Genomic DNA, 21,091 nt, shown 5'->3' on the forward strand with positions numbered 1-21,091 from the left:
GCGCTCGCCGGCCCGTCGGCCGCCGCGGGGCCGCTTGTCAGGTACTGGCGCATGGCGTACCAGTACGCCTATATGGGCATAGAGGTACGCCACACGCCAGTACCCGTGAGGTGCCCGGCCGAAACAGCCCCGTCCGCTCGTGCCCCGATGCACCGGGGGGTGTGTGAGGCACCCGCCGTCCACAGCACCCCGTGGAGCGTCGCACCGCCCTGGCAGGATGGAGGGCGATGACCGACCAGACCGCTGCCGACCCCGCCGCTCCCGCCCCCTCCGCCCCGGCCGATGCGGAGTCCCTCCTCGCCGCGCTCGACCCCGAGCAGCGGGAGGTGGCCCGCAGCTTCGGCACGCCGCTGTGCGTCCTCGCGGGTGCCGGCACCGGGAAGACCCGCGCGATCACCCACCGCATCGCCTACGGCGTCACCACCGGTCAGCTGAACCCCCGCCACGTCCTCGCCGTCACCTTCACCGCGAAGGCCGCCGCCGAGATGCGCTCGCGCCTGCGCGACCTCGGGGTTCCCGCCGTCCAGGCCCGCACCTTCCACTCGGCCGCGCTGCGCCAGCTGCGCCACTTCTGGCCCCGCGTCGTCGGCGGGCCGATGCCCGACATCATCGCCAGCAAGTACGCCGGGGTGGGGGAGGCCTGCTCCCGCCTGCACCTCAGCGTGGACCGGGCGGCGCTGCGCGACATCGTCGCCGAGGTCGAGTGGTCCCGCGTCTCGATGCTCACCCCCGAGTCCTATCCCGACGCGGCGGAGAAGGCCCGCCGCACGGGGGTGGCCGGCTTCGACTCCCGCTCGATCTCCCGCATCCTCACCCAGTACGAGGAGGTGAAGAAGGAGCAGGGCGTGATCGACTTCGAGGACGTGCTATTGCACATGGTCGGCTTCCTCACCGAGCGCGGCGACGTCGCCCGCGAGGTCCGCTCCCAGTACAAGCACTTCGTCGTCGACGAGTACCAGGACGTCTCCGCCCTCCAGCACGCCCTGCTGCGGCTGTGGCTGGGCACCTCGGACGATCTGTGCGTGGTCGGCGACGCAGCCCAGACCATCTACACCTTCGCCGGCGCCCGCGCCTCCTACCTGCTGGACTTCCGCAGCGAGTTCAAGCGCGCCCGCACCATCCGCCTCGAGCGCAACTACCGCTCCACCCCCGAGATCGTGCGGATGGCCAACACCGTCCTGGACGGCGCCCAGGGCCGCACCCGGGCCGGCCGCCTCACCCTCGTCTCCCAGCGCGATGCCGGCCCGCCGCCGCTGGTGGAGTCCTTCCCCGACGACCCGGCCGAGGCCGACGGGATCGCCGACCGCATCGGCGCGCTGATCTCCGAGGGACGCACCGCCTCCGAGATCGCGATCCTCTTCCGCACCAACAGCCAGTCCGAGGCCTTCGAGCAGGCGCTCACCGCCCGCGGCATCGGCTACCTGGTGCGCGGCGGTGACCGCTTCTTCGAGCGCCAGGAGGTGCGCCGGGCGATGGTCTCCCTGCGCGCCGCGACCCGCGTCGAGCAGCTCGACCCCGCCCGCGCCGTCCGCGACGTCCTCTCCCAGCAGGGCTGGTCCGAGACGGCACCGGAGACCACCGGCGCGATCCGCGACCGCTGGGACTCCCTCAACGCCCTCGTCGGCCTCACCGACACCATCACCGCCCGGCCCGGGGCGAGCATGGCCGACGTCGTCCGCGAGCTCGAGGAGCGGGCCGAGTCGCAGGCCGCCCCCGTCGTCGACGGCGTCACCCTCGCCTCCGTCCACGCCGCCAAGGGCCTGGAATGGCCGGTCGTGTTCGTCGTCGGCGCGAGCGACGGGCTGCTGCCGATCTCGATGGCGAAGACCCCCGCCGAGGTGGAGGAGGAGCGGCGCCTGTTCTACGTCGCCCTCACCCGCGCCCGGGACCTGCTCACGGTGAGCTGGGCCGCGGCCCGCACCCCCGGTGCCCGCGGCTCCCGCAAGCCCTCCCGCTTCCTCGACGGGGTCCTCGCCCACCCCGACTCCCCACGCACCGCGCCCGGTCCCGGGCCGCGCCGCACCGGACGCCGCTCCGCGACCGTCTACTCCGAGTGCCGGGTGTGCGGTCAGGGGCTCGTCTCCGCCGCCGAGCAGCGCCGCGGCCGCCACGACGGCTGCCCCACGACCGCCGGTCCTGCGCTGCTCGCCGAGCTGCGCAGCTGGCGGCGCGAGGAGTCCTCGCGCCGCGGCGTGCCGGCCTACGCCGTGCTCACCGATGCCGCCCTCGAGGCGCTCGCCGAGCGCGCTCCGCGCACCGAGCAGGAGCTGCTCGGCGTGCCCGGCATCGGCCCGGCGAAGCTCTCCTCCTACGGCACCGATCTCCTGCAGATCCTCGCCGGCACCGCCGAGAAGAACTGAAACCGCAGGTCAAAAAATACTTCTGCATCCGGCAGGCAGGGTGTAGAGTCGCTGACGTCAATCGTTCGGGTCGTGAGCCGGGAAACCGGGGCACGCGCACAGAAAGGGGGTGGGTCACGTGATGATCACCAGGAATCTCGCAGTGGTCGGACAGCGCCCCCTCGGCGCGCCCTCCCTTCTGCCACGCGAACGGGGCTATGCCCCTGCGGTGCTCCCCCTGAGCTGACGAGGCCCACCTCGCTGCACGGGGCGGCACCGCCGCCGCCCCCGCCCCTCACAGGGGCTCGTCCCACCGACGACTTCGAAGCAGCGAGACGATGACTTCTCTACTCACCACTTTCCTGAACCCTGCGGAGACCTCCGCGGACATGCTGCCGTGCCATGACGCCGACGCGGCCGACCTCTTCTTCTCCGAGCGTCCCGCGGACCTCGAGGCGGCCAAGCGCCTGTGCGCGCAGTGCCCCCTCATCGAGGAGTGCCGCCAGGGCGCCCTCGACCGGGGAGAGCCCTGGGGCGTGTGGGGCGGGGCGATCTTCCAGGACGGCCGCATCATCGCCGTCAAGCGCGGCCGCGGCCGCCCGCGGAAGAACCCCCTCCCGGACGCCGACGCGGCATGAGCCTGCCCGGCACCGCACCCGGGCGACGAAGGGCGGGGCACCGATCGGTGCCCCGCCCTCCGCGGTCTCGAGAGAGTGTCTCGATCAGGGGTGCTTGCTGCCTGATCTCCTACCGGCTCGTCCCTCGCCAGTACGTCGATCAGCAGTGCTGACTGCCTGATCTCCTACCGGCTCGTCCCTCGCCAGTACGTCGATCAGGGGTGCTTGCTGCCTGATCTCCTACCGGCTCGTCCCTCGCCAGTACGTCGATCAGCAGTGCTGACTGCCTGATCTCCTACCGGCTCGTCCCTCGCCAGTACGTCGATCAGGCCTTGCCGAGGATCCGGTTCAGCTTGGTGCCGCACTCGGGGCACACGGCCTTGGCCATGCGACGGCCGTTGGAGACGACGACATTGCCCTCGGCCTCCCGCTTCTCGCGGCACTTGACGCAGTAGAACTCTCCGGCATAGGTCTCGTCGGCCATATCCGCTCCTCGTTGCTTCGTGAGTGATGAACGATCACCGGCGCGCAGCTCTCACCGCGAGGCCGGGACCGGACCACTGTAACGGGGGCCGTGAATGCGCACGAATCCGTGAGGCCGTGACGCGGCAGGAGGAGACGAAGCTCCGATCTGACCGGCTCGTCGCGCGCTTCGGGAGGCTGGGGGGCTCCGCAGGAGCCGAGGAAGTGCGCACGACGAGCCGATATCGGCGGCCCGACGGCAACGTGAGGCCGGGCCGTGGGACCCCGGGGGCGCTCAGCACCACGCGCACCTTCCCCGTGTGCGTCCTGCTAGTTATCCCGGGGTCCCACGTGGAGGGAAACCTAGCCTCTGCGGACCGGGCGGGTCAAAGATCGGCCGGGGATCGACTGTGGACAACGTGCCCCATCCTGTGGACAGGCATCCCCCGTCGGTGCGAACACTGTGGAGGAGACGACATCGCCCCCGGTCACGGGGCTCTGACCGGCCCGTTCGCAGTGCACAGCTGTGGACGAAGTTTTTTTCGTCACCGAAGCATGCCAGGCTTCCCTCATGAACGATCTGGTCCACCACGAGAAGCTCGCGGGCCCGGCCGGCGAGCGGGTGCTGGTGCGGCGCAGCGCCCGTCGGCGCCGCACCGTGTCCATCACTCGGCGCGAGGGCGACCTCGTGATCGCCATCCCCGCTGCCTTCAGCGCTCGGCAGGAGCGGGAATGGGCGAAGAAGATGGTCGACCAGCTGGTCGCCAAGGAGTCCCGGCGGCGCCCCGCCCGGCGCAGCGACGCTCAGCTGATGGCGATGGCGCGGGAGGTCAGTGAGGCTCATCTCGGTGGCAGAGCCCACCCCACCTCGGTGACCTGGTCCACACGTCAGAACGCCCGCTGGGGCTCGTGCACTCCGGCTGACGGCACGATCCGGCTCTCCCATCAGCTGCAGGGCATGCCGGACTACGTGGTGCGCTCGGTGATGATGCACGAGCTCGTGCACCTGCTCGTGCCGGGCCACGGCCCGGAGTTCAAGGCCCTCATGGCCGCCTACCCGCAGGCCGAGAAGGCGCAGGGGTTCCTCGACGGGGTCTCCTGGGCGAAGGACATGCCGCCGCTGGGCGGCGATGACGTCGAGGAGGCGCCGGGGGAGGGGTGAGAGGTCTCCCGCTAGCCGCGCACCGCCGTGTAGCGGTCGGCGAGCGCCTCGAGCGTGGCCGGGAGATCGGGGACCACACCGGAGGGCAGCAGCTCCTGCGCCGTGCCCGCCAGGGGCGTCCGGGAGGGCCAGGGGAACCATTCCGCCGCGCCCGACTCCTCGCTCGCGCGCAGCGGCATCTGCGCGGCCGGGAGCGGAGCCCGCAGCAGGAACTGCACGTCCCAGTGCTCCCTGCACCGCCCGAAGGCGGCGTCCAGACCGTGGCGGTGCAGCATCGCCGGGCCGTCGCCGACGAGCTCCAGGTCCTCGAGCCCGATCTCCTCGGCGACCTCGCGCCGCGCAGCCTGCTCGAGGCTCACCTCGCCGTCCTCGAGGTGCCCGCCGGGCTGCACCCAGAACAGGCCCTTCAGATGCCAGACGAGGGCGACGTGCTCCCCGGGCGCATCGACCACGACGGCGCTCGCGGTGAGGTGGGCCGGTCCGCCGTCGCGGTACAGGGCGCGGGGCGCCCCCCGCAGCAGGGCGAGGTACTCGCGGGCGAGACGGGGATTCGAGACCGCGCCGCGGGCGGCGCGCTCGAGCTCGGTCGCGGCCGGCTCGGGAGCGGCGCCCGCGTCAGCGGGCATGGCCCGTCGGGCCGTCCTCGCCCTGGTCGTCCTCGCCGTCGGCGCCTCGCACCCCGCCCTGCTCGTCCTCGCGGGGCGCGCTCTCGCCGCCCTCGCCGGACAGCAGCCGCTCGAGCTCCGCGTCGAAGTCGACGGGGATGGAGACGTCGGCGAGCGCCTCCGCGCCCTCGGCCGGGGCGGCGGCGTCCTCCCGCGGAGCCTGCGGCGTGCCGGAGAGCACCTCCGCCGTCGGCAGCAGATCAGGATGGTCCCACTTCGCCTCGCGACCGGACTCGCCCTCGGTGTCCAGCACCGACTCCCACCAGGACAGCGCCTCGCGCACCCGGCGGGGGCGCAGCTCGATGCCGACGGTGCGCGAGAGCATCTGCTCGGCCGGGCTGCCGGCCGCACGGCGGCGACGCAGCACCTCGCGCAGCGCCTCCAGATCCGGGAGCTTGCCGGTGAGGGCCCTGGTGGTGACGTGGTCGACCCACGCCTCGACCAGGGCGAGCGTCGTGGCGAGCTCCTCCAGGGCACGCTCCTGCGAGGCGCGGCGGGTGAACACGAACATCTCCTCGGGCCGGCGCGCCTGCAGCGCCTCCGGATCCGAGAGGTCCAGGTCGCGGACCATCTCGTCGAGCGCGTCGAGGTCCAGGGTGATCCCGCGGGAGTAGTCCTCGATCGCGGAGAACAGCGCACGGCCCAGCCAGGGCGCGGCGTCGAACAGGGCGATGTGCGCGATCTCGCGGGCCGCGAGGAAGATCCGCGCCGCGGCCGGGTCCAGCGAGTGCGCGGAGATCAGGTCCTCGACGTTCGCGGCGATGAGCGCAGGCTCGCCCTCGCGGCCGAGCGGCAGCCCGAGGTCCGTGGTGCCGGAGACCTCGCGGGCCAGCGCCCCGATCGCATGACCGAACTGGACGCCGAACATGGTCCCGCCGATCCTCTCCATCATCCCGGCCGGATCGCCGCCGGGCATCGGCATCCCCGCCGCGCCCAGATCGCCCATCTGCCCCATCTGGGCGCTGATCGCCTCGCCGATCGCGCCGGCCATGTACTTCGCCACCGGCTCCACGATCGGCTTCCAGCGCGGGAGGGTGCGGGCCAGCCAGGTGCCGCGGCCGTACACCTGCAGCTCCGCGGAGGGCACGTCGATCGCGAGCACCGGATCCAGCCACAGCCGCGCCACCTGCGCGGCCTGGCGCAGCTCGGCGACCTGCTCGGCCGACGGAGAGGGATCGCCGGGCGTGCCGGAGGGCGCGTCGACGCCCGGCAGCGTCACCTGGCCGGCGGCGGTGCGGCGCGCGAGGTCCTCCGCCATCTGCCAGTTCACGGGGCTGTCGCCCTGCGCGGCGAAGAGGTGCTGCATCTGGGCGGCGGCGGCGCGCAGCTGCGCCGGGTCCTGGGGGAGGTTCGCCTGCTGCGCGAGGGCCGAGAGGTCCAGCCCGTCCAGCGCCCCCTCGGGGAGCGCGTCCCCGAACGTCTCCTTCAGGAAGCGCTTCAGCGCCTCCTCGTCCATGTCTCCGGGTCCACCCGGGATCGGGGCATCGCTCATGGCCACCTCCTGCGGTCCGTGGGGCTCCCAGCGTACCGACAGCACCCCGGGTGCTCGCTGACCGCCCCGCGACGTGGGGCACAATGTCCTGCGTGACCGACGAGCCCACGCCCCCTGCCCGACGCCGCGGGGTGCGCGCCGCGGCCGCGCGCGCGATCGACGACGCCCAGCTGGCCCGGCCGCGACTGGCCCTGTCGATGCTGGTGCTGCTGTGCGCGATGATCCTCGGCGGCTCCCTGCTCCCCGTCCCCTACGTCATCGAGCGGCCCGGTCCCGCGATCGACGTGCTCGGCGACTGGGAGGACGAGCAGATCCTCGCGATCGACGGCGCCGAGACCTATCCCACCGACGGCGAGCTGATGATGACCACCGTCTCCGTCGACGGCGGCCCCGGCTATCGCGTCACCCCCGTCGAGGTCGTCACCGCCTGGTTCGACCGCACGAAGATGGTGATGCCCCGCGAGGCGGTCTTCCCCGAGGGGCAGACCCGCGAGGAGACCACCCTGACCAACACCGCCGCGATGAGCACCTCCCAGCAGGGCGCCGTCGCCGTCGCCCTGGACGAGCTCGGGATCGAGTACCGCGACGTGGTGATGATCGCCGGGGTCCAGGAGGACGGTGCGGCAGCGAGCACCCTCGAGGCCGGGGACGTGATCGTCTCCGTCGGCGGCGAGACCGCGGCGGACGTGGAGGGATATCGCGACCTCATCGCCGGCTCCTCGAAGGACGGGGCCGTGCCGATGACCGTGCGCCGGGACGGCGAGGAGACCGAGCTCGAGGTCCCCGCCGAGCTCGTCGACGGCACCCTCCGGCTCGGCGTGGTCCTGTCCGAGGGCCACGAGTTCCCCCTCGACATCGACATCGCCGTCGGCGACATCGGCGGCCCCAGCGCCGGTCTGGTCTTCTCCCTGTCCGTCTACGACGAGCTCACCCCGGGCGCCCTGACCGGCGGCCATGCCATCGCCGGCACCGGCACGATCGCCGAGGACGGCGCCGTCGGCTCGATCGGCGGGATCCGCCAGAAGATGGTCGGCGCGGCCGAGTCCGACGCCGAGTTCTTCCTCGCCCCGACGGCGAACTGCGACGAGGTCGTCGGCTACGAGCCCGACGGCCTCCAGGTCGTCGCCGTCGGCAGCTTCGAGGAGGCGCTCGAGGCGACCGGCACGATCGCCGGGACCGGTACCGTCGAAGGCCTTCCCACCTGTGAGGACGTGAGCACCCCATGAGCAAGCGCAACCGCCGCCGCACCCCGCCGAAGCCCACCGTCGTCCTCGACTTCGGCGGCGTGCTCAGCGCCGGGCACGACCCGGTCCCCGCGATCCACGAGCTGCTGGGCGGGGACGCCGCCGCCGTCGGCGAGGCGCTGTGGGCCGAGCGCGGCGCCTACGACGCCGGCCGCACGAGTTCTGCCGAGTACTGGGGCGCCGTCGCCCGCGCCGCCGGGATCCAGGAGCTCACGGCCGCCGAGGTCGAGGAGCTCCAGGACGCGGACAACCGCTACTTCCTGCGCCTGGACCCCGAATCCCGCGCGCTGCTGCACGACCTCGCCCGCAACGGCGTGCGCCTCGCGCTGCTGTCCAACGCCTCGGCCGCCTTCGGCGAGGCGGTGCGGCGCGCCGACTGGTTCGAGGCCTTCACCCTCGCGGTGATCTCCGCAGAGGAACGCAGCGTCAAGCCCGAGCGGGAGATCTACGAGGTGCTGCTGGACGTGCTCGCCCACGAGACCGGGGGAGTGCGCCTGCCCTCCTCGGTGCTCTTCTTCGACGACCGCGAGGACAACGTCGCCGCCGCTCGTGCGCTCGGCATCGACGCCCACCTGTGGCCGCGCAACGGCGACCCGCATCCCGAGGGCACCGAGCACGGCGCGGCGATCGCCCGGCGCGTCCTCGCCGAGCGCGGCATCCCGCTGGACTGACGACGGCCCCGCCCCGGCGGGCGGGTCCGTCCGGGGCGGGGTAGAGTCGGGCACCGTGACGACTCCCGTGCGGCGCCGAGGTGCGGCGCGCCGGTGAGCGAACCGCACACCGACCACCCCTCGACAAGGACACCGAATTGGCAGAGTTCATCTACACGATGTACAAGGCCCGCAAGGCCGTGGGCGACAAGGTCATCCTCGATGACGTCTCCATGAGCTTCTACCCGGGCGCGAAGATCGGCATGGTCGGCCCCAACGGCGCCGGCAAGTCGACCATCCTGAAGATCATGGCGGGACTGGACCAGCCCTCCAACGGCGAGGCCCGTCTCAGCCCCGGCTACAGCGTGGGCATCCTGCTGCAGGAGCCGCCGCTGGACGAGTCCAAGACCGTCCTGGAGAACGTCCAGGAGGGCATGGGCGAGCTCTTCAAGAAGGTCCAGCGCTTCAACGCGATCGGCGAGGAGATGGCCGAGGAGGGCGCCGACTTCGACGCGCTCATGGCGGAGATGGGCACCCTGCAGGGCGACATCGACGCCGCGAACGGCTGGGACCTCGACTCCCAGCTCGAGCAGGCGATGGACGCGCTGCGCTGCCCGCCCGGCGACGAGCCCGTCACCCACCTCTCCGGCGGCGAGCGCCGCCGCGTGGCGCTGTGCAAGCTGCTGCTGGAGAAGCCGGACCTGCTGCTGCTGGACGAGCCGACCAACCACCTCGACGCCGAGAGCGTGCTCTGGCTCGAGCAGCACCTCCAGCAGTACGAGGGCGCCGTCATCGCCGTCACCCACGACCGCTACTTCCTCGACCACGTCGCCCAGTGGATCGCCGAGGTCGACCGCGGCCACCTCTACCCCTACGAGGGCAACTACTCCACCTACCTGGAGAAGAAGGAGCAGCGCCTCGAGGTCCAGGGCAAGAAGGACCAGAAGCTCGCCAAGCGCCTCAAGGAGGAGCTGGAGTGGGTGCGCTCGAACGCCAAGGGCCGGCAGGCGAAGTCCAAGTCGCGACTGGCCCGCTACGAGGAGATGGCGGCGGAGGCCGAGAAGACCCGCAAGCTCGACTTCGAGGAGATCACCATCCCGCCCGGCCCGCGCCTGGGCAACCAGGTGATCGAGGCCAAGGACCTGAAGAAGGGATTCGGCGAGCGGATCCTCATCGACGGGCTCTCCTTCTCCCTGCCGCCGAACGGCATCGTCGGCGTCATCGGCCCCAACGGCGTCGGCAAGACCACGCTGTTCAAGACGATCGTGGGCCTGGAGCCGCTGGACGGCGGCGACCTGAAGATCGGCCAGAGCGTCAAGATCAGCTACGTCGACCAGAACCGCGAGAACATCGACCCGGAGAAGAACCTCTGGGAGGTCGTCTCCGACGGGCTGGACTTCATCCAGGTCGGCAAGGTGGAGATCCCCTCGCGCGCCTACGTCTCCCAGTTCGGCTTCAAGGGCCCGGACCAGCAGAAGAAGGCGGGCGTGCTCTCCGGCGGCGAGCGCAACCGTCTGAACCTCGCCCTCACCCTCAAGCAGGGCGGCAACGTGCTGCTGCTGGACGAGCCCACCAACGACCTGGACGTGCAGACCCTCGGCTCGCTCGAGAACGCGCTGCTGGAGTTCCCCGGCTGCGCCGTCGTGGTCTCCCACGACCGGTGGTTCCTCGACCGCGTCGCGACCCACATCCTCGCCTACGAGGGCACCGAGGAGAACCCGGCGAACTGGTACTGGTTCGAGGGCAACTTCGAGTCCTACCAGCAGAACAAGGTCTCCCGTCTGGGTGAGGAGGCCGCGCGGCCGCACCGCGTGACCTACCGCCGCCTGACCCGCGACTGAGCCCCGCCCCCCGCCGGGGCCGACGACGAGGGCCGATCACCCCAGGGGTGATCGGCCCTCGTCGTCGGCCCGCGGGCACCACGTGCAGGCGAGGGTCGGCGTCGTCCCGTGCGAGGTCGAGCAGGCCGAGGCGGGCCGGGCCACGGACATGAAACTTCTTGCGCGATGGGTGCTGCGCGTCGGACGTCCGCGATGCCGGTGAACAGCACGTGTCCCAACGGTGCTGGTGATCGTCCGGAATGAGCCTGGCGTGCTGCCTCGCGCGACACGCAAGAGTGCTGCAAGCACGGGGTGCTGCTCGGGTACCTTGGGGCCATGAAGCCGCTCTGCACGCTCACGGTCTCCTCCGAGCTCCCGGAGGCCCTCGTCCCCCTGCGCGATCTCGCGCTGAACCTGCGCTGGTCCTGGCGCCGCCAGACCCTCGACCTGTTCCGCTCCCTGGACCCGAAGGCCTTCGTGGACAGCGGCGAGAACCCCTTCGCGATGCTGCCCATGGTGCCCGCCGGCCGTCTGGCCGAGGCGGCGCGCGACGAGTCCTTCCTGGCCCGGATGCGCTCCGAGGTCGGGGACCTGCGCACCTATCTCGACTCCGGGCGCTGGTTCCAGCGCACCGTGCCCGGCGCGCTGGGCACCGGAGCGGGCTCCTCGATCGCGTACTTCTCGATGGAGTTCGGGATCACCCCGACGCTCCCGATCTACTCCGGCGGCCTGGGCATCCTCGCCGGCGACCACCTGAAGTCCGCCTCGGACCTCGGCGTGCCGCTGACCGCGATCGGCCTGCTCTACCAGTGGGGCTACTTCTCCCAGTCCCTGGACCGCAGCGGCTGGCAGCAGGAGGGGTACCGCCTCAACGACCCCGCCGACCTGCCCGTGGAGCCCGTGCTCGACCAGGACGGTGCGCAGCTGACCGTCTCGGTGACGCTGCCGGGCGGCCGCGACGTCGCGATCGCGGTGTGGAAGGCGCAGGTGGGGCGTGTCGTCCTGCTGCTCCTGGACACGAATGTGGAGGGCAACGACGAGGAGGCCCGCCAGATCACCGACCGCCTCTACGGCGGCGACCACGAGCACCGCATCGTCCAGGAGATCGTGCTCGGCATCGGCGGCGTCCGCGCCGTGCTCGAGCACGCCCGCCTCACCGGTGCGCCCGCACCGAGCGTCTTCCACCTCAACGAGGGCCACGCCGGCTTCTCCGGGCTCGAGCGGGTGGGCCGTCTGATGGCCGACGGGGCAGGGTTCTCCGAGGCGGTCGCCGAGGTGCGCGCCGGCACCGTGTTCACCACCCACACCCCGGTGCCCGCCGGGATCGACCGCTTCGACGCCTCCCAGCTGCGCCGCCATCTCGACGCCGACGAGCACGGGCTCTCCCGCCTGATCCCCTCCCTGCCGGTCGAGGCAGCGCTCGCGCTCGGCATCGAGGAGGGCGGTGACGTGTTCAACATGGCGCAGCTCGGCTTCCGCATCGCCCAGCGCTCCAACGGGGTCGCGAAGCTCCACGGCGCCGTCTCGCGCGCGATGTTCCAGGGCCTGTACCCGGGCTTCGAGGTGCCCGAGGTGCCGATCGGCTCGGTCACCAACGGCGTGCACCGCCGCACCTGGACCTCCGCCCACATGGACGACCTGTACAAGAAGGCGCTGGGCGATGTGGACATCTCCTCGATGTCGGACTGGTCCGCGCTGTCCACCCTCACCGACCACGAGCTCACCGAGGCCCGTCACGCGCTGCGCGCCGACCTCGTCGACATGGCGCGCAAGCATGTGAAGGACTCCTGGCTGCGGCGCGGTGCCGATGCGGCGGAGCTCGCCTGGACCGACCACATCCTCGACCCGAGCGTGCTCACCATCGGCTTCGCCCGCCGCGTCTCGACCTACAAGCGCCTCACCCTCATGCTCAGCGATCCCGCACGGCTGAAGCGGATCCTGCTGGACGAGGAGCGGCCGGTGCAGATCGTCGTGGCCGGCAAGTCCCACCCCGCCGACCGTCCCGGCAAGGAGCTCCTCCAGCAGCTGGTGCAGTTCGCCGACGACCACGGGGTGCGCCACCGCATCGTGTTCCTGCCGGACTATGACATCCGCATGGCCTCGGTGCTGATCGCGGGCGCCGACGTGTGGCTGAACAACCCCGTCCGTCCCGAGGAGGCCTCGGGCACCTCCGGGATGAAGGCGGTGCTCAACGGCGGGCTGACCTTCTCGATCTCCGACGGCTGGTGGGACGAGATGAAGGACGACGAGGCGGGCTGGACGATCCCGACCGCGGACGTGGCCGATCAGGTCGAGCGCGACCGGATCGAGGCCGGCGCCCTCTACGAGATCCTCGAGCAGGAGATCGCGCCGCTGTTCTACGAGCGCGATGCGCGCGGGATGCAGCGCGGCTGGATGCGGAAGGTCCGCTCCTCCCTGGTGACGATCGCCCCGCAGATCACGGCCGCCCGGATGGTGCGCGATTACGCCACCGAGCTCTACCTCCCCGCCGCCCGCGCCGCGGGCGCGTTCACCGCGGACCCGGCCCTGGCCGGCGAGTTCACCGAGTGGAAGGCGCGAGTGGGTCGGCTGTGGCCGCAGGTGGCGGTGCGCGGGGCGCAGCTCGAGGGGGCCGAGGGCTCCCATGTCGCGACGGGGGCGGAGATCACCCTGCGGGCCGACGTCGACCTCGCCGGGCTCGACGAGCAGGACGTGCTCGTCGAGGCGGTGCTCGGCACGCTCGGCGCGGAGGATGAGATCATCGACCCGCAGCTGATCCCGCTGCAGCGCGGGGAGGACGGTCGCTTCAGCGCCCGCTTCGCCCTCGCCGTCCCCGGCAGGGTGGGATGCACCGTGCGGGTCACCCCGCATCATCCGGTGCTCGCCTCCCGCGCCGAGCTCGGGCTGGTCGCCACCGCCTGAGGTCCGCACCCCGACCGCCCCGACCGAGAGGCCCGCCCCCGTGCCGACCCGCCGTCAGCTCCTACTCTCCGCCGCCGCGACGGGACTGGCCGGGGCCGGCGCGCTCGCCGGCTGCTCCCGCGGCGCCCCGGCCTCGCTCGAGGAGGGGGACCGGCTGCGCATGCGGGTGTGGAGCGAGGCGGCTGCGGCCGCCTACGAGGAGTCTCTCGCCGCGTTCGCCGAGGAGTCCGGCATCGAGGTCGAGCTCGAGGTGCTCGGCTGGGACGACTACTGGAGCCAGCTGCCGCTGGACGTCGCCGCCGGCTCCCTGCCGGACGTGCTGTGGATGAACACCGCCCATCTCGCCGAGACCCAGGCGGCCGACGTGCTCCTGGACGTCGGCGAGATCGTGGGGCGGGACGTGTCGGGCTGGGAGGAGTCCGCGGCGGAGCTCCACCGGCTCGAGGGCACGCTCTGGGGCGTCCCCCAGATCTGGGACCAGAGCCTGCTGGTCGCGAACCAGGATCTGGTCGCGGAGGCGGGAGGGGACGCCTCGGCGCTGCGGGCCGAGCCCGGTGCGCCCTCCGATCCGCTGCGGGAGCTCGCCGCCGCGCTGACGGCCGACGGGGAGGGCCGTCACCCGGGAGAGGAGGGCTTCGACCCCGCCTCGCGGGCGAGGTTCGGCTTCAGCGCGCATCTCGACCGCACCGCGGTGCTCGGCCCCTTCCTCGCCGGGCAGGGCGGCACCTGGCAGGACGAGGACGGGGCGATGTCCTTCGCGACCGAGGAGGGCGTCGCCGCGATCCAGTACCTCGCCGATCTCGCCGCCGACCATCTCGCACCCGATGCTGCCGAGACCGTGGAGGAGCCGACCCGGTGCCGGGACCTGTTCGTCACGGGACAGCTCGGGCTGCTGCAGACGGGCACCTACGACCTGCACACCCTCGTCGACGAGGTCGACGGCGCCTTCGAGTGGACCCTCCACCCGGTGGTCGAGGGCACCGAGGGCGCCAGGCCCCTGGTGCACTCCGTCGCCGCGGTCGGCGTGGACCCCGACGACGAGGACCGCGAGAAGGCGATCGGCGCCCTGCTGAGCTGGCTCGGCGGGGTCGAGGGGCAGCGTCCGCTGGCGGAGAACCGGCTCGGGATCCCCGCGCACCGCGATCTGCGCTCCGCGTGGGAGGAGAGCTGGGCGACCGCCGGCGTGGACGTCTCCGTGCTCGAGGCCCCCGCCGAGCCGGCCCGACCCGAGCAGGGGGCGCGTTCCGCCGAGGCGACCGGAGCCGCGCTCGAGGTCATCGCCGAGGTGTTCCGGGGCGAGAGCACCGCCGAGGAGGCCCTGCCGCGCGCCCAGCAGGCCGCGCGCGAGGTGATGGGCTGAGGCTGCGGGGCCCGGGCGGGCTCAGCGCCGCGGCGCCGCGCCGTCCTCGCCGGGTCTTCCGGCCCGGATCATGCCCTCCTGCGTGACGGTCGCGACGAGGTCGCCGTCCCGGTCGAAGACCTGCCCGTGGGTGAGCCCGCGGCCGCCGGAGGCGGAGGGGGAGCGCTGCACGTACAGCAGCCACTCGTCGGCCCGCACATGGCGGTGCCACCAGATCGCGTGATCGATCGTGGCCATCTTCAGCCCCGGCGTCATCCAGCTCAGCCCCTGCCTGCGCAGGATCGGCTCGAAGGGCGTGTAGTCGCTCGCGAAGGCCAGGATCGCATCGTGCACCAGCGGGTCCGCCGCGACCGGGGCCAGGGTGCGCATCCACACCATCTGCGTCTCCCCCTCCGCGCCATTGGCGTCGGGCCGGAGGTAGATCGGATCGGTGACGTGGCGGATGTCGATGGGTCGCTGGGTGGACCAGTACTCGGCGACGGGATGGTCGATGCCGGCGAGCACCTCGGCGGTCGTGGGCAGGCCCTCCGGGGCCGGGGCCTCGGGAGCGCGCTCGGAGTGCTCGAGCCCCTCCTGCTCCTCCTGGAAGGAGGCGGTCATCGCCAGGATCGTCCGCTCGCCCTCCTCCGCGGAGCGGCCGGGCTGGAGCGCCAGCACCCGCCGCACGGAGAAGGATCCGCCGTCGCGCAGCGCGTCGACCTCGAAGCGGATGGGGTGCGCGGGATCGCCGGGGGCGAGGAAGTAGGAGTACATCGAATGGATCCTCCGCCCCGCGGGGACGGTGCGCCCCACCGCGGTGACGGCCTGCCCCATGACCTGCCCGCCGAAGACGTGCCCGCCGGGCTGGGGGGAGGAGTCCCCCTCGAAGACGGCGACGGGACCACCGGGCGCGGCGCCGGCCGGGACCTGCACGGTGCGCAGGTCCAGCAGGTCCACGAGGCCGGCGGCGATGGCGGAGTGCGAAGGGCTCGTGCTGGTCATGCGCTGATCGTACTGGTCGAGGGATCTAGCATGGCGGTCATGCCCCAGACGCTCGACATCCCCGTGCCCGTCCGCTGGACGGATCTGGACGCCTACGGCCATGTGAACAACGCCGCGATGGTGCGGCTGCTGGAGGAGGCGCGCATCGCCGCCTTCTGGCCCCCGTCCCCCGAGCAGCTCGCCCTCGGCGCGATCCCGCCGCCCGCGGAGCTGCCCGCCGGCGGGGCGGGCTCCGAGCTCGCCACGGTGATCGCCTCGCAGCGGATCGAGTACCCGCGCCAGCTCGGCCATCGCCGGGACGGGGTGATCGTGCGGCTGTGGCTCTCGCGGATCGGCGGGGCGAGCCTGACCGCCGACTATCTCGTGCTGACGCGGGACGACCCCGAGGGCGAGGCGCCCTACGCGCGGGCGCGGACGGTGATGGTGATGATCGACGCGGACGCCGGGACCCCGGTGCGCCTGCCGCAGGAGCTGCGGGACTCGCTGCAGGCCTTCGCCGGCCCGCCGCTCGCCTTCCGGGACTGAGCCGGCCGCGGCGGGGGACCGCTCCGGCTCAGGAGAGCCGGCCCGGGATCTCCCGGCCCGCCGCGGGCGCCTCGCCGCCGTCGACGGTGTTCAGCAGGGAGTGCGCGGCGCGCTCGAGATAGTCCCACAGGGTCTGCTCGTGCAGCGGCGGCAGCTCCAGCTCGTCCAGGGCGGTGCGCATGTGCCGCAGCCATGCGTCCCGCGCCGAGGGGGAGACGGGGAAGGTCGCGTGGCGGATCCGCAGCCGCGGGTGCCCGCGCTCCTCGCTGTAGGTCCGCGGCCCGCCCCAGTACTGGGCGAGGAAGGTCTCCAGACGGTGCTTCGCGCCGGTGAGGTCCTCCTCGGGGTACATCGGGCGCAGCAGCGGGTCCTCGGCGACGCCCTCGTAGAACCGCTCGACGAGCCGGGCGAAGGTGGGCGCGCCGCCGACGGCGTCGTAGAGGCTCTGCTGCTCGGAGGAGGTCACTGGGCCGCCTCGATGAAGCGGGGCATCGCGAAGGAGAGCTGCGAGGCGGCGAAGCCGGCGCGGATCCGTGCGCGCAGCTCGCGCTCGACGCCCCACTGCTGGCCGGGGACGGTCTGGATCACGACGCGGCGCTGGTAGCGGTTCCCGTCGACCGAGAGGATGCCGGAGATCTCGGCGCCGGCGAGGATCGGCTCCTGCCAGCGCGGGTCCGCCGCGAGCTCGGTGGTGACCTGCTCGAGGACCTGGGTGACCTTCTCGTCGTCGGCGCCGGCGTCGATGTCCAGGGTGACCACGGCGTTGGAGAAGCCGCGGGCGTAGTTGCCCACCCGGATGATCTCGCCGTTGCGCACCGTCCACAGCACCCCGTCCACGCCGCGCACCTGGGTGGCGCGCAGGTTGATCGACTCGACGGTGCCCTCGGCGTACTCGAGGTCGACCCAGTCGCCCACGGCGACGATGTCCTCGAAGAGCATCACGATGCCGGCGACGACGTCCTTGATGATCGTCTGCGCGCCGATGCCGGCGGCCAGGCCCACCACGCCGAGGCTCGCGATGACCGGGGCGATGTTCACGCCGATCTCGGAGAGGACCATCATCAGCGCGACGGACCAGATCACGGCGCGCGCGAGGTTGCGGGCCACGTTCGAGAGCGTCTCCGCGCGCTGCTCGCGGCGCGCCTGGGCGGCCTTCTGCGAGCGGGGATCGCGCTTGATGACGGTGCCGGCGACCGTCGACAGGCGCGAGCCGGACTGCACCATCGTGCGGAAGAAGCGACGCAGCAGCCAGCCGGCGAGGACGCTCAGCGCGGTCGCGGCCACCAGGATCACGACGATCTTCACACCGCTCGTGGCCAGCCATCGCAGCAGCTGGTCGGCGAGGGTGAGGGCCTCGTCGGTGGTCGGCGCGGCGAGCAGGGGATCGAGGTCCAGGGGGTCGTCTTGCATGTCCTCGACGATAGCCTCGCCCCGCCGCGGTCGTCATGACCGCGGCGGGGCGAGGCTCGTCACCGTGGGACCGGCGGGGACAGGACCGGCCGGGCCCGGCGGCTCAGCCGACGTCGGCCGCGCGCACCCGCTCCTGGCGGGCGACGGTGTCGCGCCCCTCGACGATGATCCGGCGCAGCCCGAAGGGGGCGTCCTCGGAGTCGGCGAGCCACTGGTCGGCGGCGTCGAGGACTCCCTGCCCGCCGTAGGAGTGGGGGAAGTACCCGGCCACCAGACGGGTCGCGATCTCGTTCGAGCGCTCCGCCCAGATCCGCGAGATCTCCTCGAAGTAGCGGGGGCGGTAGGGCGCGATGAGCGACTCGTCGGTGACGCGTCGGAAGCCCTGCACGACGGCGGTGACCGACTCGTTGGCCAGGGTGTCCTTCTCGACCGTGCGCCGCCACGCCTTGGCCTTCGCGACCTCGGTGGGCTGGGCGGCGCGGGCGGTGAGGGCGTGCTTGCGTCCGGACTGGGTGTCGTCGGCCGCCAGCTGCTCGTCGATGCCGGCGGCGTCGATACCACCGAGCACCGAGAGGGCGATCACGAGCTTCCAGCGCAGATCGGTGTCGATCGTCCGTCCGGGCAGGGTCAGGCCGCCGCCGAGCAGGCCTTCGAGGGTGCTGCGGTGCGCGGCGGTGCGGGCCAGCCGCGCGAAGCTCTCCAGCAGCTGCAGCTGCGCGTCGGAGCCCGGTGCGGCCTCCTGGGCGAGGGCCCACACGGCGTCGGCGGCCTGCTCGGTGCGTCCGGCCCGCTCCTCGACAGCGGCGTAGGGGCCCGCGACCGTCTCGAGCTGCTGGAGCAGGGTGCGCAGCACCGAGGAGGAGTCCTCGCCGGTGAGGTTCGCGAGCACGAGCTGCTGGAAGCGGCGGCTGGGCAGCTCTGCGTCGCGCACCATGTCCCAGGCCGCGGACCACAGCAGGGTGCGGGCCAGCGGGTCCTCGAGATGGCGCAGGTGCTCCATCGCGACGGCGAGGGAGTCCTCGTCCAGTCGGACCTTCGCATAGGTGAGGTCGCCGTCGTTGAGCAGCCACAGGTCCGCGCGTCGGCCGAAGAGCTCGGGCACCTCGGTGAGCTCCCCGTCCACGTCCAGCTCGAGCGTCTCGGTGCGCACGAGGTCGCCGTCCTGCAGACGGAAGCCGCCCACCCGGAGCCGGTGCGGGCGCAGCACGTGGTGCTCCGCGGGGGCGGTCTGGGCGATCGCGAAGCGGGCGACGGCGCCGTCGGCGTCCTGCTCGATCACGGGCGAGAGGGTGTTCACGCCCGCGCGCTGCAGCCACAGCTCCGCCCAGCGGGACAGGTCGCGGCCGCTGGTGGTCTCGAGCTCGGAGAGCAGGTCGCTCAGCTCGGTGTTGCCCCAGGCGTGCTTCGCGAAGTAGGCGCGCACCCCGGCGAAGAACTCGTCCCGGCCCACGTAGGCGACCAGCTGGCGCAGCACGGAGGCGCCCTTGGCGTAGGTGATGCCGTCGAAGTTCGTCTCGACCGCCTCGAGGTCCACCATGTCCGCGACCACGGGATGGGTCGAGGGGAGCTGGTCCTGCTGGTAGGCCCAGCTCTTCTCCGACAGGGCGAAGGTGGTCCAGGAGTCGCTCCAGCGGGTCACCTCGGCGCTGGCGAGGGTCGAGGCGTACTCGGCGAAGGACTCGTTCAGCCACAGGTCGTCCCACCAGCGCATGGTCACCAGGTCCCCGAACCACATGTGGGCGAGCTCGTGGAGGATCGTGAGGTCGCGCCGCTCGCGGATCGCGTCGGAGACGTCCGAGCGGAACACGTAGGACTCCACGAAGGTGATCGCCCCGGGGTTCTCCATCGCGCCCATGTTGTACTCCGGCACGAAGATCTGGTCGTACTTGCGGAAGGGGAAGTCCTGGTCGAAGGCCTCCTCGTAGAACTCGATCCCGGCGCGGGTCACGTCGATGACGTCCTGGGCGTCGACGTGCTCGGCGAGGGAGGCGCGGGCGAAGACGCCCATCGGGATCGTGCGGCCGTCGCGCGCGGTGACCTCGCCGGTGCCGCCCTGGTAGTTCCCGGCGATGAGTGCGACCAGATAGGTGGAGATCCGCTCGGTGGGGGAGAAGGCCCAGGTCGCGGTGCCCTCGCCCGCGGCCGACGGCTCCGGGGTGGGCGCGTTGGAGATGACCCGCCAGTGGGCGGGCGCGGTGACGGTGAGCTGGAAGGTGGCCTTGAGGTCGGGCTGCTCGAAGCAGGCGAACATGCGCCGCGCGTCGGAGACCTCGAACTGCGTGTAGAGGTAGACCTCCTCGTCCACGGGGTCCACGAAGCGGTGCAGCCCCTCGCCGGTGTTCATGTAGCGGCCTGTCGCGAGCACCCGCACCGTGTTCTCGCCCTCGGCGAGGGCGGGCAGCTGCACGCGGGCGCCGTCGAAGCGGGAGGCGGGGTCCGCGAACAGCTCGCCGTTGAGCTCGATCTCGTGGACCTCCTCGGCGATCAGGTCGAGGAAGGTCTCCCGCGCCTCGGCGGCGGTGACGCGCAGCGTGGTCTCGGTGCGGAAGGTCCGCTCGTCGGTGGTGAGGTCCAGGCGGATCTCGTAGGCGTCGGTGCTGAGGAAGGAGGCGCGACCTCGCGCCTCGTCCCGGGTGAGGTTCTTGGAGGACATGGGGACCATCCTGCCACCGGCGGGTCCCCGGTGCTCACCGTCGGGTGAGGTCCAGGTCCCAGGTGTAGTGCTCGGGCAGGCGCGGCAGCTCCCAGGTGGGATCCGGGAAGAAGTACTCGTAGCCGGCGGAGAAGGGATAGGTCCACTCGGCGATGTGCCGCTCCGCCTCGCGCCCCGCCTCCCGGATCCCTCTGATCTCCTCGCTGCTGAAGTAGCCGGTGCGCTCGGCACCCTCGAGCTCGTCCTCGTCCTTGTAGTGCCAGTCCCGGCGCGGCAGCACCACCAGGTCGAGCACCAGGTCGCGCGTGCGCACGCCCTCCTCGGTCCGCTCGTAGGGCGTCTCGAGGTTCACGTAGTAGCAGCCCAGCGAGCCGTCGTCCTTGTAGAACAGCCAGATCGAGTAGGGCTTGTCCGGCAGGCCGATCATGAGGATGCCGTTGCCTGTCCACAGCTGCTTGGACTGCACGCGGGGAGCGGTGAACATCCCCTCGTCGCCGGCCCGGCGCAGCGCCGCCCCGGATTCGAGCACGGGCAGGAGCACCTCGGTGCCGGGGGCGATCCACACCACCACGCCGCGGTCGTCGTCGAGCACGACGGTGCCGGGGCGGACGGTGCGGGTGGGGTGCTGTGGGGTGTAGTAGGTCCAGGTCACCTGGTCGCCGGGCGACCAGCGCGGGGTGGAAGACATGGTGGTGATCCCGGCCGGATCGGCCTCCGCGGACGCCCCGTACCGACCGGCCACCGGGCCGGGGCTGCGCTGCCCGTGGAGGGGTAGGCGTATGGGGCGACCATACCGCCTCGATCCCGTCG

General features: G+C 72.3%; 17 protein-coding genes. 9 read left to right on the forward strand and 8 right to left on the reverse strand.

The window, feature by feature from the left end:
- Positions 1 to 227: 227 nt before the first annotated feature.
- Positions 228 to 2,360, forward strand: a complete 2,133-nt coding sequence (locus tag D1648_RS06560) for an ATP-dependent DNA helicase UvrD2 (protein WP_122939972.1) — start codon at positions 228 to 230, stop codon at positions 2,358 to 2,360.
- A 317-nt stretch (positions 2,361 to 2,677) separates the two neighbouring features.
- Complete coding sequence (locus D1648_RS06565) at positions 2,678 to 2,977, forward strand: WhiB family transcriptional regulator (RefSeq protein ID WP_122939973.1); 300 nt, start codon at positions 2,678 to 2,680, stop codon at positions 2,975 to 2,977.
- Between the two features lie 304 nt (positions 2,978 to 3,281).
- Here D1648_RS06565 and D1648_RS06570 read toward each other — a convergent pair whose 3' ends face one another.
- On the reverse strand, positions 3,282 to 3,440 hold the full coding sequence (locus D1648_RS06570; RefSeq protein WP_010551122.1) for a DUF5679 domain-containing protein: 159 nt from the start codon (positions 3,438 to 3,440) through the stop codon (positions 3,282 to 3,284).
- 549 nt (positions 3,441 to 3,989) lie between these two features.
- On the opposite strand from D1648_RS06570, the gene D1648_RS06575 reads away from it, so the two are divergent.
- The gene (locus D1648_RS06575) at positions 3,990 to 4,580 is read left to right on the forward strand and encodes a M48 family metallopeptidase (protein WP_122939974.1); all 591 of its coding nucleotides are present in this window, start codon (positions 3,990 to 3,992) and stop codon (positions 4,578 to 4,580) included.
- A gap of 11 nt (positions 4,581 to 4,591) precedes the next feature.
- Here D1648_RS06575 and D1648_RS06580 read toward each other — a convergent pair whose 3' ends face one another.
- Together D1648_RS06580 and D1648_RS06585 are read right to left on the reverse strand one after the other, a co-directional pair.
- Complete coding sequence (locus D1648_RS06580; RefSeq protein ID WP_122939975.1) at positions 4,592 to 5,206, reverse strand: NUDIX hydrolase; 615 nt, start codon at positions 5,204 to 5,206, stop codon at positions 4,592 to 4,594.
- Positions 5,196 to 6,737 (reverse strand): zinc-dependent metalloprotease, encoded by a 1,542-nt coding sequence (locus D1648_RS06585; RefSeq protein ID WP_122939976.1) that lies wholly within the window; start codon positions 6,735 to 6,737, stop codon positions 5,196 to 5,198. The genes D1648_RS06580 and D1648_RS06585 overlap by 11 nt, the downstream gene beginning before the upstream one ends.
- An 83-nt stretch (positions 6,738 to 6,820) precedes the next feature.
- Between D1648_RS06585 and D1648_RS06590 the strand changes: the two genes are divergently transcribed.
- The 5 genes from D1648_RS06590 to D1648_RS06610 all read left to right on the forward strand — a co-directional run bounded on the left by D1648_RS06590 (position 6,821) and on the right by D1648_RS06610 (position 14,712).
- Positions 6,821 to 7,963 (forward strand): PDZ domain-containing protein, encoded by a 1,143-nt coding sequence (locus tag D1648_RS06590; protein WP_122939977.1) that lies wholly within the window; start codon positions 6,821 to 6,823, stop codon positions 7,961 to 7,963.
- A complete protein-coding gene (locus tag D1648_RS06595) occupies positions 7,960 to 8,652 on the forward strand; it encodes an HAD family phosphatase (protein WP_122939978.1) in 693 nt (230 codons plus the stop codon). The genes D1648_RS06590 and D1648_RS06595 overlap by 4 nt, the downstream gene beginning before the upstream one ends.
- A 137-nt stretch (positions 8,653 to 8,789) precedes the next feature.
- Positions 8,790 to 10,472 (forward strand): energy-dependent translational throttle protein EttA, encoded by a 1,683-nt coding sequence (ettA, locus tag D1648_RS06600; protein WP_122939979.1) that lies wholly within the window; start codon positions 8,790 to 8,792, stop codon positions 10,470 to 10,472.
- 315 nt (positions 10,473 to 10,787) lie between these two features.
- On the forward strand, positions 10,788 to 13,352 hold the full coding sequence (gene glgP / locus D1648_RS06605) for an alpha-glucan family phosphorylase (RefSeq protein WP_122939980.1): 2,565 nt from the start codon (positions 10,788 to 10,790) through the stop codon (positions 13,350 to 13,352).
- Between the two features lie 40 nt (positions 13,353 to 13,392).
- Complete coding sequence (locus D1648_RS06610; RefSeq protein WP_122939981.1) at positions 13,393 to 14,712, forward strand: extracellular solute-binding protein; 1,320 nt, start codon at positions 13,393 to 13,395, stop codon at positions 14,710 to 14,712.
- Positions 14,713 to 14,733: 21 nt separating this feature from the next.
- Here D1648_RS06610 and D1648_RS06615 read toward each other — a convergent pair whose 3' ends face one another.
- Positions 14,734 to 15,693, reverse strand: coding sequence for an acyl-CoA thioesterase II (locus tag D1648_RS06615; protein ID WP_122939982.1), 960 nt, complete (start codon positions 15,691 to 15,693; stop codon positions 14,734 to 14,736).
- Between the two features lie 39 nt (positions 15,694 to 15,732).
- Between D1648_RS06615 and D1648_RS06620 the strand changes: the two genes are divergently transcribed.
- Positions 15,733 to 16,218 (forward strand): thioesterase family protein, encoded by a 486-nt coding sequence (locus D1648_RS06620; protein WP_164518602.1) that lies wholly within the window; start codon positions 15,733 to 15,735, stop codon positions 16,216 to 16,218.
- Positions 16,219 to 16,246: 28 nt separating this feature from the next.
- On the opposite strand, the gene D1648_RS06625 is transcribed toward D1648_RS06620, so the two are convergent.
- The 4 genes from D1648_RS06625 to D1648_RS06640 form a co-directional block, all read right to left on the reverse strand.
- On the reverse strand, positions 16,247 to 16,684 hold the full coding sequence (locus D1648_RS06625) for a globin (RefSeq protein WP_122939984.1): 438 nt from the start codon (positions 16,682 to 16,684) through the stop codon (positions 16,247 to 16,249).
- Positions 16,681 to 17,628, reverse strand: coding sequence for a mechanosensitive ion channel family protein (locus D1648_RS06630; protein WP_122939985.1), 948 nt, complete (start codon positions 17,626 to 17,628; stop codon positions 16,681 to 16,683). The genes D1648_RS06625 and D1648_RS06630 overlap by 4 nt, the downstream gene beginning before the upstream one ends.
- A 103-nt stretch (positions 17,629 to 17,731) precedes the next feature.
- Positions 17,732 to 20,281: an aminopeptidase N gene (gene pepN / locus D1648_RS06635; protein WP_122939986.1), complete on the reverse strand. Its 2,550-nt coding sequence runs from the start codon at positions 20,279 to 20,281 to the stop codon at positions 17,732 to 17,734.
- Between the two features lie 34 nt (positions 20,282 to 20,315).
- On the reverse strand, positions 20,316 to 20,969 hold the full coding sequence (locus D1648_RS06640) for a DUF402 domain-containing protein (protein ID WP_164518603.1): 654 nt from the start codon (positions 20,967 to 20,969) through the stop codon (positions 20,316 to 20,318).
- Positions 20,970 to 21,091 lie beyond the last annotated feature (122 nt).

The organism is Brachybacterium sp. EE-P12, from assembly GCF_003711805.1.
Taxonomy (GTDB): domain Bacteria; phylum Actinomycetota; class Actinomycetes; order Actinomycetales; family Dermabacteraceae; genus Brachybacterium.

Coding starts and splice junctions, on each gene's coding strand:
- D1648_RS06560 (WP_122939972.1), top strand. CDS start 228: ATGACCGACCAGACCGCTGCCGACCCCGCCGCTCCCGCCCCCTCCGCC.
- D1648_RS06565 (WP_122939973.1), top strand. CDS start 2,678: ATGACTTCTCTACTCACCACTTTCCTGAACCCTGCGGAGACCTCCGCG.
- D1648_RS06570 (WP_010551122.1), bottom strand. CDS start 3,440: ATGGCCGACGAGACCTATGCCGGAGAGTTCTACTGCGTCAAGTGCCGC.
- D1648_RS06575 (WP_122939974.1), top strand. CDS start 3,990: ATGAACGATCTGGTCCACCACGAGAAGCTCGCGGGCCCGGCCGGCGAG.
- D1648_RS06580 (WP_122939975.1), bottom strand. CDS start 5,206: ATGCCCGCTGACGCGGGCGCCGCTCCCGAGCCGGCCGCGACCGAGCTC.
- D1648_RS06585 (WP_122939976.1), bottom strand. CDS start 6,737: ATGAGCGATGCCCCGATCCCGGGTGGACCCGGAGACATGGACGAGGAG.
- D1648_RS06590 (WP_122939977.1), top strand. CDS start 6,821: ATGTCCTGCGTGACCGACGAGCCCACGCCCCCTGCCCGACGCCGCGGG.
- D1648_RS06595 (WP_122939978.1), top strand. CDS start 7,960: ATGAGCAAGCGCAACCGCCGCCGCACCCCGCCGAAGCCCACCGTCGTC.
- glgP (WP_122939980.1), top strand. CDS start 10,788: ATGAAGCCGCTCTGCACGCTCACGGTCTCCTCCGAGCTCCCGGAGGCC.
- D1648_RS06615 (WP_122939982.1), bottom strand. CDS start 15,693: ATGACCAGCACGAGCCCTTCGCACTCCGCCATCGCCGCCGGCCTCGTG.
- D1648_RS06620 (WP_164518602.1), top strand. CDS start 15,733: ATGCCCCAGACGCTCGACATCCCCGTGCCCGTCCGCTGGACGGATCTG.
- D1648_RS06630 (WP_122939985.1), bottom strand. CDS start 17,628: ATGCAAGACGACCCCCTGGACCTCGATCCCCTGCTCGCCGCGCCGACC.
- pepN (WP_122939986.1), bottom strand. CDS start 20,281: ATGTCCTCCAAGAACCTCACCCGGGACGAGGCGCGAGGTCGCGCCTCC.
- D1648_RS06640 (WP_164518603.1), bottom strand. CDS start 20,969: ATGTCTTCCACCCCGCGCTGGTCGCCCGGCGACCAGGTGACCTGGACC.